The sequence below is a fragment of the Nocardioides sp. 503 genome (assembly GCF_004522095.1).
GTDB lineage: Bacteria > Actinomycetota > Actinomycetes > Propionibacteriales > Nocardioidaceae > Nocardioides.
Window position 1 is genome coordinate 1295801 of sequence record NZ_SPUI01000003.1, and the last position, 13660, is coordinate 1309460.

Below are 13660 nucleotides of genomic sequence, written 5' to 3' on the forward strand. Positions count from 1 at the left end.
AGGCGTGCCCGCAGACCTGAAGGACCTCGTCGCCGACCTCCGAGAGCGGCTGGCGGCCGCTCGGCTGGGCGGGAGCGAGGCGGCCCGCACCAAGCACACCGACCGCGGCAAGCTCCTGGTCCGCGACCGGGTGGACGCGCTGCTGGACCCCGGCAGCCCGTTCCTGGAGCTGAGCCCGCTGGCCGCCACCGGCATGTACGGCGACGCCGTGCCGAGCGCCGGCGTCGTCACCGGCATCGGGCGCGTGAGCGGGCGCGAGTGCGTGATCGTCGCCAACGACGCCACGGTCAAGGGCGGCACCTACTACCCGATGACGGTCAAGAAGCACCTGCGCGCGCAGACCGTCGCCTCCGACAACCACCTGCCGTGCCTCTACCTCGTCGACTCCGGCGGCGCGTTCCTGCCGATGCAGGACGAGGTCTTCCCCGACCGCGAGCACTTCGGCCGGATCTTCTTCAACCAGGCCAACCTGTCCGCGCGCGGCATCCCGCAGGTCGCCAGCGTCATGGGCTCCTGCACCGCGGGCGGCGCCTACGTCCCGGCCATGTCCGACGAGACCGTCATCGTGCGTAACCAGGGCACGATCTTCCTCGGCGGCCCGCCGCTGGTGAAGGCCGCCACCGGCGAGGTCGTCAGCGCCGAGGACCTCGGCGGCGGCGACGTCCACGCGCGCACCTCCGGCGTCGTCGACCACCTCGCCGACGACGACCGCCACGCGCTGGCGATCGTGCGCAGCATCGTCGACACCTTCGAGCGGCCGGTCACGCGCTCGATCGCGGTGCACGACGTCGAGGAGCCGGCCGAGGACCCCGCGACGCTCTACGACGTCGTGCCGGCCGACACCCGCACGCCGTACGACGTGCGCGAGGTGATCCGCCGCATCGTCGACGGCAGCCGCTTCCACGAGTTCAAGAAGCTCTACGCCGAGACCCTGGTGACCGGGTTCGCGCGGATCTGGGGGATGCCCGTCGGCATCGTGGCCAACAACGGCATCCTCTTCGGGGAGTCGGCCCTCAAGGGCGCGCACTTCATCGAGCTGTGCAACCAGCGCGGCATCCCGCTGGTCTTCCTGCAGAACATCACCGGCTTCATGGTCGGTCGCGAGTACGAGAACAAGGGCATCGCCCGCGACGGCGCCAAGCTCGTCACCGCGGTCGCCTGCTCGGTGGTCCCCAAGTTCACCGTCGTCATCGGCGGCTCGTTCGGCGCCGGCAACTACGGCATGTGCGGGCGCGCCTACGACCCGCGCTTCCTGTGGATGTGGCCCAACGCGCGCATCTCGGTCATGGGCGGCGAGCAGGCCGCCTCGGTCCTCGCGACCGTCGCGGGCCGGCCGGACGACGAGGACCTCAAGGCCCCGATCCGCGAGCAGTACGAGACGCAGGGCTCGCCCTACTACTCCACCGCCCGCCTCTGGGACGACGGCGTCATCGACCCCGCCGACACCCGCCGGGTGCTCGGCATGGGCCTCGCCGCGGCCGCGAACGCGCCGATCCCCGAGCCCTCCTACGGCATCTTCCGGATGTGAGATCACCCCACGACGTTCTTCGCTCCCCCGCTGCGCTCCTCCGCGAACAACGCCGCGGGGACCCCGATCCCGATAGAGGTGTTCTGCTTTGCTTGATCCGAGCATGAGAGTCCTGATCGCCAACCGCGGCGAGATCGCGGTCCGGATCGCGCGCACCTGCCGCCGGCTCGGGGTGCCGACCGTCGCGATCTTCACCGACACCGACGCCGACGCGCCCCACGTCAGGGCGTGCGACGAGGCCGGGCGGGTGTCGTCGTACCTCGACATCGACGAGGTCGTGCAGCAGGCCCGGCGCTTCGGCTGCTCGGCGGTCCACCCCGGCTACGGCTTCCTGTCGGAGCGGGCGCCGTTCGCGGCCGCGCTGGAGGCCGCCGGGCTCAAGCTCGTCGGGCCCTCGGCGGCCGTCATGGAGCAGATGGGCCGCAAGGACGCCGCGCGCGAGATCGCCGTGGCCGCCGGCGTCCCGGTGGTGCCCACCGGTGACGACGCGCCGTTCCCGGTGCTGGTGAAGGCCGCCGCGGGCGGCGGCGGCAAGGGGATGCGCGTCGTGCGCTCCGCCGACGAGATGGACGAGGCCGTCGCGGCGGCCAGGCGCGAGGCGCTGTCGGCGTTCGGCGACGACACCATGCTCGTCGAGAAGTACGTCGAGCGCGGCCGTCACATCGAGGTCCAGGTGCTCGCCGACGCCCACGGCAACGTGGTGCACCTCTTCGAGCGCGACTGCTCCACCCAGCGCCGGCACCAGAAGGTCCTGGAGGAGGCGCCGGCCCCGACGATCACCGCCGAGGTCCGCGAGCTGGTGACCTCCAGCGCGGTCGCGCTGGCCGCCCACGTCGGCTACGAGAACGCCGGCACGGTGGAGTTCCTCCTGGACAGCGACACGGGGGAGGCCTACTTCCTGGAGATGAACACCCGCCTCCAGGTCGAGCACCCCGTCACCGAGGCCGTCGTGCTGGTCGACGGCGAGAGCCTCGACCTCGTCGAGCTCCAGCTCCGCGTCGCCGCGGGTGAGCCCCTGCCGTTCGGTCAGTCCGACGTCACCGTCTCTGGCCACGCCATCGAGGCGCGCGTCTACGCCGAGGACTCCTTCGGCGGCTTCCTGCCCCAGGCCGGTACGGCGAGCATCGTGCGCTGGCCCTCGGGCCCGGGCGTCCGGGTCGACCACGCCCTGGAGAGCGGCCAGGTCGTGAGCACGTCGTACGACCCGATGCTCGGCAAGGTGATCGCCCACGGGCCCGACCGCGAGAGCGCCCGTGACGCGCTCGTGGCGGCGCTGGAGGAGACCGCGGTCCTCGGGCTGACCACCAACACCGGCTTCCTGCGCACGCTCGTGGAGAGCGAGGCGTTCCGCGACGCGAGCATCGACACCGCCTGGCTCGACCGCGTCGACATCGGCACCGACGTCCCGGCACCCCGGGCCGACGTGCCGCGGGCGATGGCCGCCTGGGTGTCGGCGATGATCACCGCCTTCGACGCCGGTCACCCGTTCCAGGCCGACGGCTTCCGGCTCGGCGGCCCGCCCGCGCCGACCCTGGTCGAGCTCGACCGCGACGTCTCCGTCGACCGCCACGCCGGCACCGTCGACGGCGTGCCGTTCGTGGTGCTCAGCGCGGCGGACCACGTCGTCGACGCGGTCGTCGACGGCCAGCGCGAGCGCGCGGTCGTCAACGTCCAGCCCGACGTCGTCGACGTGTCCTACCGGGGGCAGCGCTTCGTGCTGACGCCACCCGACCGCCTCGCCGACGCGGTCGCGGCCGGGGACGGCGTCCTGGTCGCCCCGATGCCGGGCACGGTGCTGGACGTCCGCGTCGCCGAGGGCCAGCAGGTCGCCGAGGGTGACGTGCTGGGGATGATGGAGGCGATGAAGATGGAGCTCACCCTGAAGGCGCCGTTCGCCGGCACCGTCACCGCCGTCGGCGCCGCCGCCGGCCAGCAGGTCGCGCTCGGGGCGCGGCTGTTCGTCGTCGAGCCGGAGGAGGCCCCGTGAGCGCGCTGCCGGAGCAGGTCACGATCTACGAGGTCGGTCCGCGCGACGGCCTCCAGAACGAGAAGGCGCTGGTCCCCACCGACGTCAAGGCGCAGTTCGTACGCCGCCTGGTCGCCGCCGGCCTGCCGGTCGTCGAGGCCACGAGCTTCGTGCACCCGAAGTGGGTGCCCCAGCTCGCCGACGCCGCGGAGCTGATGGAGCTGCTCGGCGACGAGGGCCGCGACCACCCGGTGCTGGTGCCCAACGAGCGCGGGCTGGACCGGGCGCTGGAGCTGGGGATGCGCCACATCGCGATCTTCGGCTCGGCCACCGAGACCTTCGCCCAGGCCAACCTCAACCGCAGCCTGGACGAGCAGTTCGCGATGTTCGAGCCGACCGTCCGGCGCGCGCGCGACGCCGGCCTCGACGTCCGCGCCTACGTCTCGATGTGCTTCGGCGATCCGTGGGAGGGCGCCGTGCCGGTCGAGCAGGTCGTCGGCGTCGGCAAGCGGCTCTTCGACCTCGGGGCCAGCCAGCTCAGCCTGGGCGACACGATCGGTGTCGGCACCGCCAACCAGGTGACCGCGCTCGTGGCGGCGTTCGGCGCCGCCGGGATGTCCACCGACCAGCTGGCGCTGCACTTCCACGACACCTACGGCCAGGCCCTCGCCAACGCCCACGCCGGGCTGCAGGCCGGCGTCACGACGTTCGACGCCAGCGCCGGCGGTCTGGGCGGCTGCCCCTACGCCAAGAGCGCCACCGGCAACCTCGCCACCGAGGACCTCGTGTGGCTGCTCACCGGCCTGGGCATCGAGCACGGCGTCGACCTCGACCAGCTGGTCGCGACCAGCGCCTGGATGGCCGAGCAGCTCGGACGGCCCAGCCCCTCGGCGGTGGTGCGGGCGCTCAGCCCGGGTGCGGCAGAATCAGCCGGGTGAGTGCCAAGCGACGCGTCTTCCTGCACGTCGGAGCCCCCAAGACCGGCACCACCTACGTCCAGGACCGCCTCGCGCTCAACGCCAAGCTGCTCGCCGACCACGACGTGCACTTCCCGACCCGTCCGCCGCGGGTCAACGCCACGCTGTTCCACTTCCGGGCCGCGCTCGACCTGCTCGGCCAGGACTGGGGCGGCCATCCCGGCCACGCACGCGGCAGCTGGGACGCGATGGTGCGCCGCGTACGGCGCCGCAGCGGCACCGTCGTCATCAGCCACGAGATCCTGGCCCCGGCCCCGGCCGACGCGATCGTGCGCGCCAAGCGGGACCTGGCCGACGCCGAGCTCCACATCGTCTACAGCGCCCGCGACCTGGCGCGCCAGATCCCCGCGGCGTGGCAGGAGTCGGTCAAGCAGGGCCGGCGCTGGACCTACCGCCGCTTCCTCGACGGCCTCGAGAAGGACAGGCCCTGGTTCTACCGCGCCTTCGACCTGCCCAGCGTGCTCAGCGCCTGGGGGGCCGGCCTGGACCCGGCGCACGTGCACGTCGTGACCGTGCCGCCCTCGGGTTCCGGCGGCGACGAGCTCTGGCTGCGCTTCTGCGCGGTCCTCGGCATCGACCCGGCCTGGGCGCCGCGCGACAGCGAGCTGGTCAACGAGTCGCTGGGGGTCGCCGAGACCCAGGTCGTCCGGCGCCTCAACCGGAGCATGGACCGCGCCACCCGCCGCGAGTCGACGTTCGACGAGCTGATCCGCGAGATGCTCGCCCACAACGAGCTCGTGGGGCGGGTCTCGCCGCCGGTGCGGATGCCGCCGCGGCTCCAGCCCTGGGCCGAGGCCGAGACCGGACGCTGGGTGGAGTGGATCGAGCAGAGCGGCGTCGACGTCGTCGGCGACGTCGCGGACCTGCGTCCGCTGCCCCTGCCCGCAGGCGAGCGCTACGTCGACCCCGACAAGGTGTCCACCAAGCAGCAGCTGCGGGTGGCGATGGACGCGCTCACCGCCATGACCCACGAGGCCGCCCGGCGCCCCGACCCCGACCAGCAGCTCATCAAGAAGGTCCGCACCCACGCGAAGCGGATCCGCGAGTAGTGGCCGGCGACGACGGCCGGCGGCGCGCGTGGGGGTGGGTCGCCCACCTGCGCGACGGGGGTACGACGCCGTGGGCCGGCTGGCACGCCGAGGCCGAGCGCGGCCCCTACCTGCCCGGTGCCCAGCAGCTCGAGCTCCTGCGCCGCCTCAACCTCGCAGGCAGGCCCTCGGCCGCGCTGGTCGACCGCGTCCTCTCCGCCAGCGCCCCCGGACGCGGCACGCCCGACCTCGAGCTGGTCGGCGCCGACTCGGGCTCGGCCTTCGGCCCCCGTCCGGTCGACCCCGCGCAGCTGCCCGAGGTCGAGCTGACCCGGGTGGCGAGCAGCCTGGTGGCCGACGACCTCGTCACCGCCGGCACGCCGGCCCTCCGCGAGCCGGCGTTCGTGCGGCCCTGGCGCACCCGCTACCGCCTGGTGGGCGACCCGTGGCTGGCCGACCCCGCGCGCGACGCGCTGACCGCCCGCGGCCGGCCGCCCGGTGGGCGCGGCGCCGTCGTGCTCGTGCTCGGGACCGACCTGGCCACGATGGTCGCCGACGTCTGGACCGCCCGCGCGTTCGGCGCCGGCGTCGCGTCGTGGCGCGAGTGGCTCGACCCGCTCGCCCGTGCCCGCAGCGTGCCGCCGCGGGTCGACCTCCCACGGACGGCGACCGCCTGGGCCGGACGCGTCGGCGCGGGCCGGGTTCGGGTGGTCCTCGACCCCGCCGCGCTGCCCCGCCTCGTGGGCGTACGCCGGTCGCTGCCGGCCCGGCCGCGCCCGAGCGCCGACGCGACCGACCTCGCCCGCCGGGTGGGGGCGGTGCTCGGCATCCTGGTGCTCCCGCAGCGCCGCACCGAGCTGCTGCGCCGCTCGCTGCTGCCGCGCCTGCTCGAGGGTCCCGGGGCACCCGGCGCACCGCTCGCCGTACCTCCTCAGCACGCCGACTGGGCCCTCGACCGGGCCGCCCGGATGCGCGACGACCTGACCGGCGCTGGCTACGCTGTCCACGGCGACCCGGACCTGCTGCTGCCCCGCCGCGAGGACCTCGCGGCCGCGACGGCCGGCCCGACCGAGTCGGGGGTGCTGGAGCTCGCGCTCCGGCTGCTGCTGGGGTCGGGGGACCGGCCGGCCGACACGTCCGACAGGCCCACGGAGAGGGAGGGGCACCGATGACGCGGCGCGTGCTGCTGCACGTCGGCACCCCCAAGACCGGCACGTCGTACCTCCAGGACGTGCTGTTCCGCAACCGTCCGACGCTGGCGAGTGCGGGGATCCTCTACCCCGCCGACCGCTTCGACGGCCACTTCCTCGCCGCGCTCGACCTGATGCGACTGCCGTGGGGCGGGCTGGAGCGGGAGGCGATCGGCGCCTGGGACCGGCTCGCCACGCAGGTGCGGGCCCACCCCGGCACCTCGATCATCAGCCACGAGATCCTCGCCGCGGCCTCGCGCTCGCAGGTGGGCCAGGCGATGGAGTCGCTGGGCCACGGCAGCGGCACCGAGGTGCACGTCGTCCTGTCGGTGCGCGACCTGGTGCGCCAGGTGCCGGCGGAGTGGCAGGAGAACGTCAAGCACCGCAGCACGATCAGCTACCAGCGCTTCCTGCGGCAGATCCGGGACCCCGCGCGGCGCGGCCGGATCTCCAGCTGGTTCTGGAGCGTGCAGGAGATCCCCGACATCCTCAACCGCTGGGGCCTCGACCTGCCGCCCGAGCACGTGCACCTGGTGACCGTGCCTCCGCGCGGTGGCGACCGCGAGCTGCTGTGGAAGCGCTTCAGCCACGTGCTCGGGCTCGACGGCCTGGACCTCGACCTCGAGGCGGAGCGGGTCAACCCCTCGCTGGGCGTCCCGGAGACCGCGCTCATCCGGCGGATCAACCGCGCGGCCAACCGTCAGGTCGCGCCGGTCGACTACCGTCCGCTCGTGCGCGAGCTGCTCGCCCACCAGACGCTCTCGCGGCGCACCCGCTCGCCGCGCCTCGCGCTGCCGCCCGACGTCCACCCGTGGGTGCGCGACCTCGAGGACGCCTGGGTCACCGAGATCCGCGAGCGCGGCTACGACGTGGTCGGCGACCTCGAGGACCTGCGCGGGGGTCCGCCGCCCCGGCGGTGGGCCAACCCCGACTCACCGGTCGAGAAGCAGGTCGCCCGCGCCGCGGTCGACGCGGTCAAGGCGCTGCTGCTGGAGAACGCCCGTCTGCAGCAGGAGGTCCGCGACGTGCGGGGCGAGCTCGACGAGGCCTACCGCGCCCTGGAGCGGTCCTACCTCCGACCGACGTACCGCGCGCGCGCCAAGGCCGTACGCCGCCTGCAGGCCTCGGCGATGGGCCGCAACGCGCTGCAGGCCTACCGAGCGGCGCGGGGCAGGAACTCCCGGTCGGCGTAGCGGCCGATCTTCCAGGTGAGGTAGCCGTCGGCGCCCATGCCAACGATGCCGCCCACGACCGGCACGCGACGCCCGATCGTGATCGCGAGGCGCTTGCCGGCGACCTTGGTGATCAGGTCGGAGGCGACCTCGGTGGAGATGACCTGGTCGAGGGCGGCGTCGTGCACCGGCGCGGTGGCCAGCGCCATCGGCGGCGCGGGCAGCTTCTTCTTCTTGACCAGCGAGGTGACGGAGTCCTCGCCGAGGATGGTCACGAGCAGCGCGTTGCGCACGCGGGGGTCGTCGAGGTCGTAGCCGCGCAGGTGCGCGATCGCGGCGATCATCCGGCACTGCACCAGCGCCAGGCCGGTGATGTTGGTGGGGATCGTGAGCGCGGCCGTCACGAGCCCGCCGATGTTGGTGACGAAGCCCTGGGCGCCGGCGTAGCGGACGTGGTTCTCGATGACCTCGTGGACGGCCTTGTCGACGTCGCCGTGCTGCTCCGCGAGCTGCTTGTCGGCCGCCACCGCGGCGGGCGGCAGCGGGCCCACCCCCGTGATGGCGCGGTGGAGCGCCTCGCGCACGAACGACGCCGTCAGCCCCGGGGCCAGCCCCGCGACCTTGGGCGCGAGCTGCTTGCCGACGCGTCCGGTGAGTCCCATGCCCCGATCCTAGAACGGCTACGGTCGTGGCCGTGCCTCCCGTCGAGCCTCCCCCCACCGCGTGGGTGTTCGGCGACCCCGGACGCTTCGACCCCGAGGACGACCTCGTCGGCATCGGCGCCGACCTCGAGCCGGGCACCCTGCTGGCGGCGTACCGGCGCGGGATGTTCCCGATGCCGGTCGACGAGGTGGCCGGCCCGATGTACTGGTTCAGCCCCGTGGAGCGCGGCGTGCTGCCGCTGGACGGGCTCGTGGTGTCGAGGTCGCTGCGGCGCTCGGCGCGCGACTTCGAGATCCGCGTCGACACCGCGCTGCCGGAGGTGATCGACGCGTGCGCCGACCCCACGCGGCCGGCGGGCTGGATCGACGGCCGCGTCCGCGAGGCCTACCTGCGCCTGCACGAGCTCGGCTGGGTGCACTCCGTCGAGGCGTGGCGCGACGGGGAGCTGCAGGGCGGGCTGTACGGCGTGGCGATCGGCGGCCTCTTCGCCGGTGAGTCGATGTTCCACCGCGCCCGCGACGCCTCGAAGGTGGCGCTGGTGGGGCTGGTGGACCTGCTGCGCGACGAGCACGCCGAGCGGCGGCTCATCGACACCCAGTGGGTCACCCCGCACCTGGCGACCCTGGGCGTGCGCGCGCTGCCGCGCGACGACTACCTCGCCCGGCTGCCCTCGTTGTTCACCGTCCCGCCACCGACCCGACTGGCGATGTGACGTGGTCGAAGGCGTGAAGCGGGTGTGAGGTGGGTAGGTAGCGCCTTCATCCCCGAACTGAGGAGAACCAACCCCATGAAGATCGCCCTGCTCGCTGCCAGCCTCGTCCTCGTCGGCGGTACCGCCACCGCCTGCGGTGGTGGAGCGCCGACGGACGCGTCGAAGGCTGACTTCTGCGACTCCTTCACCAAGATCAGCGAGAGCGCCGCCGGCTCGGACGGCGGGGACCCGAGCAAGGAGGACATCAAGAAGGTCAAGGACGCCGTCAAGGACCTCGAGGACACCGGCACCCCCGAGGGCATCTCCGACGACGCGCGCGAGGGCTTCGAGATCTTCACCGACGCCGTCGCCGACATCGACGACGACGCCTCCGCCAAGGACCTCGAGGAGCTCGACAAGTTCAGCGGCGACGAGAAGAAGAAGTTCGAGGCCTTCGGTGAGTACGTCTCCAAGACCTGCGCCCCCGAGACCCCGGACGCGCCCGAGACGGAGTGACCCCGACCGAGCACCGGGACGGCCCTCGCGGGTCCGGCCCGGTGCTCGGTGCTATTTCGGGCCTACTTCGGGCTTGCTTCGGGCCCCGTTGGGGCGGAGCTCAGACGACCTGCGGGGGCTGGCCGGTGTCACTGACCATCGGCCGGCCGGCCGCCTCCCACTCCAGCATCCCGCCGTCGAGGTTGACGACGTCGTAGCCCTGCTCGGCGAGGTAGCCGACCGCCTGCGCGGACCGCCCGCCCACCTTGCAGACCACGAGCGTCTGCTCGCGCGGCAGGTCGGCGAGGCGCTGCGGGAGCTCCATCAGCGGGACGTGCAGGGCGCCCTCGATGTGCCCGTGGGCCCACTCGGCGGGCTCGCGGACGTCGAGGACGGCCAGACCCTCGGGGAGGGGGTCGGGGACGCCGGAGACGGACACGGTCGGGATCGCGGTCATGGACCTATTTGAGCAGCCGGCTCATGCGCCGGTCGGCCAGGGGCTTGCCGCCGGTCTGGCAGGTGGCGCAGTACTGCAGGCTCGAGTCGGCGAAGGACACCTCGCGCACGATGTCGCCGCACACTGGGCACGGCTTCCCGGTCTGGCCGTGCACGGCGAGGTTCGACTTCTTCTCGCTCTTCAGCTCGCTCGCCGCGAGCCCCCGCGAGCGGTCGACCGCGTCGCCCAGCACGCCCCGGATGGCGGCGTACAGGGTGTGCAGCTCCTCGTCGTCGAGGCTGTTGGCCGGCTTGAACGGCGACATCCGGGCCGCGTGGAGCAGCTCGTCGGAGTAGGCGTTGCCGATGCCGGCGATCGTGCCCTGGTGGCGCAGCACGCCCTTGAGCTGCTTGCGGCCCTCGCGCTGCAGGATCTCGCTCAGCACCTCGATGGTGAACTCGTCGGCGAGCGGGTCGGGCCCCAGCCGGGCGATGCCGGGGACGTCGGCGGGGTCGCGGACGACGTACAGGGCCAGGGACTTCTTGGTGCCGGCCTCGGTGACGTCGAGGCCCGTGTCGTCGTCGAGCACGATCCGCACGGCCAGCGGCGACTTGTTGCTCGGCTTGGGCGGCAGCGCCGGGACCTCGTCGCGCCACCGGATCCAGCCCGCGCGGGCGAGGTGGAAGACGACGTGGAGCCCGGAGGCGTCGATGTCGAGGAACTTCCCGTGCCGCGTCACCCCGTCGACCAGCGTGCCCTCGAGCGCGCTGAGCGGCGGGTCGTAGGTCTTCAGCGCGCTGAACGCCGCGATGTGCACCTTGGTGATGGCGCGCCCGTCGAGCCGGCCCCGCAGGTCCAGGGCCAGCGCTTCCACCTCGGGCAGCTCGGGCACGCAGCGATTCTAGGCGGCACGACGTAGCCGGCGGGGCTGTTGTGCGCTCGCGTGGGTGAGGTTCTGGGGGTTCTCCGGCGCTTCTGGGCCGGAGTTCTGGCCCGGAAGCGCCAGGTTTTCAGCAGATGCTGAAAAACCTGCTCCCGCGCCACCTCCCACGAAACCGGTGACAGCAGGCGAGCAGCGGGCGCATGATGGGGCATGCCCGCCGCACGTCCGATGCCCGAGACGGGGTCGATCTTCCTCGACGCCCGGGGTGCGGACCGAGCCCTGCGGGTCTCCTGGCACTCCGAGGCCGACGTCGTCGTGCTGTCGCTGTGGCGCGACAACCTCTGCACCGGCTCGTTCCGGCTGGCCATCGACGAGGTCCCCGACCTCATCGACCTGCTCCGCGGCGGCCTGGCCCAGTCGTACGCCGCCGTCCACCGCCCCGACCCCTGGGACGACACCGCCACGCGACCCCGCACCGCCACCGGCTGACCGCACGTCGGGGTAGTCCCTGACGAACGTGTCGTCAAAAGTCGACATCCACAGCACGAACGTCAGGGACTATCCCGACGGCGCGCCACTCTAAGGAATCGGCTAGACATCCGGATACGGTCCTCGCATGGACCCGATCCGCAACCCGTACGCGCCCGGCGCGGGTCAGCGTCCGCCCGAGCTGGCGGGGCGCGACGAGCAGCTGCGGGCCTTCGACGTGGTGCTGGAGCGGGTGGCGCGGGGGCGACCGGAGCGGTCGCTGGTGCTCACCGGGCTCCGGGGGGTCGGCAAGACCGTGCTCCTCAACGCCCTGCGCTCGCAGGCCGTGCGCAAGGGCTGGGGCACCGGCAAGCTCGAGGCGCGGCCCGACCAGCACCTGCGACGACCGCTGAGCAGCGCCCTGCACCAGGCCGTGCGTGAGCTGGCGCACCCCGAGACCGACCAGAGCGACCACGTGCTCGGCGTCCTGCGCGCCTTCGCGCAGCGCGAGGCCGGTCCCCAGGCCAAGCTGCGTGACCAGTGGAGCCCCGGCATCGACGTGCCGGCGGCGCGCGGCCGCGCCGACTCCGGCGACATCGAGATCGACCTGGTCGAGCTCCTGACCGACGTCGGCGGCCTGGCCGCCGACCTCGGCAAGGGTGTCGGCGTCTTCCTCGACGAGATGCAAGACCTCGGGCCCGACGACGTCTCCGCGCTGTGCGCGGCCTGCCACGAGATCAGCCAGACCGGGCTGCCGGTCATCGTCGTCGGCGCCGGGCTGCCGCACCTGCCGGCCGTCCTGTCGGCCAGCAAGTCCTACTCCGAGCGGCTCTTCTCCTACCAGCGCATCGACCGCCTCGACCGGGCCGAGGCCGACCGGGCGCTGACGGCGCCGGCGGGCGAAGAGGAGGCCACGTTCACCGACGACGCGCTCACGGCGATGTACGACGCCACCGGCGGCTACCCCTACTTCGTCCAGGCCTACGGCAAGACCGTGTGGGACGTCGCCCCGCGCTCGCCGATCACCGTGGACGACGTGGCGGTGGCCGCGCCCGAGGCCGAGCGGGAGCTGGCCGTCGGCTTCTTCGGCAGCCGCTTCGAGCGGGCGACGCCGGGGGAGCGCGAGTACCTCCACGCCATGGCCGACGCCGCCGGCGACGAGGTGGACGCGGTCGGCTCGGTGCCGACCGCCGACGTCGCGGCCGTGCTCGGCAAGAAGCCGCAGTCGCTCTCCCCGGCGCGCGACTCGCTGCTCAAGAAGGGCCTGATCTACTCCGGGGAGCGGGGCCGGATCGCCTTCACGGTGCCGCACTTCGGCCGCTTCCTGCGCTCACGCTGACCCGCGACGCGACGCGGCCCCCACCGACAGGCAAGACTGGTCCCATGAGGCCGCAGGTCGTCGCCCATCGGGGAGCGAGCCACGAGAGGGCCGAGCACACCCTGGGTGCCTACCTCGCCGCGCTCGACACCGGAGCCGAGGGCCTGGAGTGCGACGTCCGGCTCACCGCCGACGGCCACCTCGTGTGCGTGCACGACCGCGACCTGCGCCGTACGGCGAGCCGCAAGGGCGCGATCTCCACGCTCGACCTGGCCGACCTCTCCGAGCTCGACTTCGCGTCGTGGAAGAACCCCTGGTCCGAGCTCGACGACGAGGCGCCCGACCGCGACGAGGAGCTCGACCGGGTCCTGACCCTGCGCAAGCTCCTCGAGACGGTCGCCGACTACGACCGCCGGATCGAGGTCGCGATCGAGACCAAGCACCCCACCCGGTACGGCGGTCTGGTCGAGAAGCGGCTCGTGGAGATGCTTCGCGACTTCGGCTGGGACCGGCCCGGCTCGCCCGTGCGCGTCATGAGCTTCTCCTTCACCGCCCTGCAGCGGGTGGAGCGCATGGCGCCCGACGTCCAGCTCGTGCAGCTGGTCGAGCACGCCGTCAGCTGGCGGATGCTGCGCCGCGTGATCGGCAAGGACTGGATCGTGGGGCCCGGCATCGACGAGCTGCGGGAGAGCCCGCGCTTCGCTCGCCGCATCGCCGGCAGCGGCCACGACGTCCACGTCTGGACGGTCAACACCGCCGAGGACCTCGAGCTGTGCCGCAGCCTCGGGGTCAAGGCGGTCATCAGCGACCGCCCGGCCTACATGCTGGAGCTGCTCGACCAGTAG

14 protein-coding genes are annotated in these 13660 nt (G+C 73.3%); 11 read left to right on the forward strand and 3 right to left on the reverse strand.

All coding sequences use genetic code 11. From position 1 onward, the window contains the following. Positions 1-4 precede the first annotated feature (4 nt). The 6 genes from E4622_RS13295 (at position 5) to E4622_RS13320 (ending at position 7882) form a co-directional block, all read left to right on the forward strand. Positions 5-1528 (forward strand): carboxyl transferase domain-containing protein, encoded by a 1524-nt coding sequence (locus tag E4622_RS13295; RefSeq protein ID WP_134740626.1) that lies wholly within the window; start codon positions 5-7, stop codon positions 1526-1528. A 103-nt stretch (positions 1529-1631) separates the two neighbouring features. After that, positions 1632-3515 (forward strand): biotin carboxylase N-terminal domain-containing protein, encoded by a 1884-nt coding sequence (locus tag E4622_RS13300; protein ID WP_134740627.1) that lies wholly within the window; start codon positions 1632-1634, stop codon positions 3513-3515. After that, entirely contained in the window at positions 3512-4432 is a 921-nt protein-coding gene (locus E4622_RS13305) for a hydroxymethylglutaryl-CoA lyase (RefSeq protein WP_134740628.1), read from the forward strand. The genes E4622_RS13300 and E4622_RS13305 overlap by 4 nt, the downstream gene beginning before the upstream one ends. Further along, a complete protein-coding gene (locus E4622_RS13310) occupies positions 4429-5520 on the forward strand; it encodes a hypothetical protein (protein ID WP_134740629.1) in 1092 nt (363 codons plus the stop codon). The genes E4622_RS13305 and E4622_RS13310 overlap by 4 nt, the downstream gene beginning before the upstream one ends. After that, complete coding sequence (locus E4622_RS13315; RefSeq protein ID WP_134740630.1) at positions 5520-6671, forward strand: hypothetical protein; 1152 nt, start codon at positions 5520-5522, stop codon at positions 6669-6671. The genes E4622_RS13310 and E4622_RS13315 overlap by 1 nt, the downstream gene beginning before the upstream one ends. After that, on the forward strand, positions 6668-7882 hold the full coding sequence (locus E4622_RS13320; RefSeq protein WP_134740631.1) for a hypothetical protein: 1215 nt from the start codon (positions 6668-6670) through the stop codon (positions 7880-7882). The genes E4622_RS13315 and E4622_RS13320 overlap by 4 nt, the downstream gene beginning before the upstream one ends. Here the strand turns inward: E4622_RS13320 and E4622_RS13325 are convergent. Further along, entirely contained in the window at positions 7843-8523 is a 681-nt protein-coding gene (locus E4622_RS13325; protein WP_134740632.1) for an EcsC family protein, read from the reverse strand. The two genes, E4622_RS13320 and E4622_RS13325, sit on opposite strands and share 40 nt — an antisense overlap. Positions 8524-8555: 32 nt before the next feature. On the opposite strand from E4622_RS13325, the gene aat reads away from it, so the two are divergent. Both aat and E4622_RS13335 read left to right on the forward strand, forming a co-directional pair. Beyond that, positions 8556-9236 (forward strand): leucyl/phenylalanyl-tRNA--protein transferase, encoded by a 681-nt coding sequence (gene aat / locus E4622_RS13330; protein WP_134740633.1) that lies wholly within the window; start codon positions 8556-8558, stop codon positions 9234-9236. Between the two features lie 75 nt (positions 9237-9311). Continuing rightward, positions 9312-9731 (forward strand): hypothetical protein, encoded by a 420-nt coding sequence (locus E4622_RS13335; protein ID WP_134740634.1) that lies wholly within the window; start codon positions 9312-9314, stop codon positions 9729-9731. 100 nt (positions 9732-9831) lie between these two features. Here E4622_RS13335 and E4622_RS13340 read toward each other — a convergent pair whose 3' ends face one another. Further along, complete coding sequence (locus tag E4622_RS13340; RefSeq protein WP_134740635.1) at positions 9832-10167, reverse strand: rhodanese-like domain-containing protein; 336 nt, start codon at positions 10165-10167, stop codon at positions 9832-9834. Positions 10168-10171: 4 nt separating this feature from the next. Continuing rightward, on the reverse strand, positions 10172-11038 hold the full coding sequence (locus E4622_RS13345; protein ID WP_134740636.1) for a DNA-formamidopyrimidine glycosylase family protein: 867 nt from the start codon (positions 11036-11038) through the stop codon (positions 10172-10174). A gap of 201 nt (positions 11039-11239) precedes the next feature. On the opposite strand from E4622_RS13345, the gene E4622_RS13350 reads away from it, so the two are divergent. The 3 genes from E4622_RS13350 (at position 11240) to E4622_RS13360 (ending at position 13660) form a co-directional block, all read left to right on the forward strand. Further along, the gene (locus tag E4622_RS13350; RefSeq protein WP_209021902.1) at positions 11240-11518 is read left to right on the forward strand and encodes a hypothetical protein; all 279 of its coding nucleotides are present in this window, start codon (positions 11240-11242) and stop codon (positions 11516-11518) included. A gap of 127 nt (positions 11519-11645) precedes the next feature. Beyond that, positions 11646-12836 (forward strand): ATP-binding protein, encoded by a 1191-nt coding sequence (locus tag E4622_RS13355; protein WP_134740637.1) that lies wholly within the window; start codon positions 11646-11648, stop codon positions 12834-12836. Between the two features lie 44 nt (positions 12837-12880). Then, the gene (locus tag E4622_RS13360) at positions 12881-13660 is read left to right on the forward strand and encodes a glycerophosphodiester phosphodiesterase family protein (RefSeq protein ID WP_134740638.1); all 780 of its coding nucleotides are present in this window, start codon (positions 12881-12883) and stop codon (positions 13658-13660) included.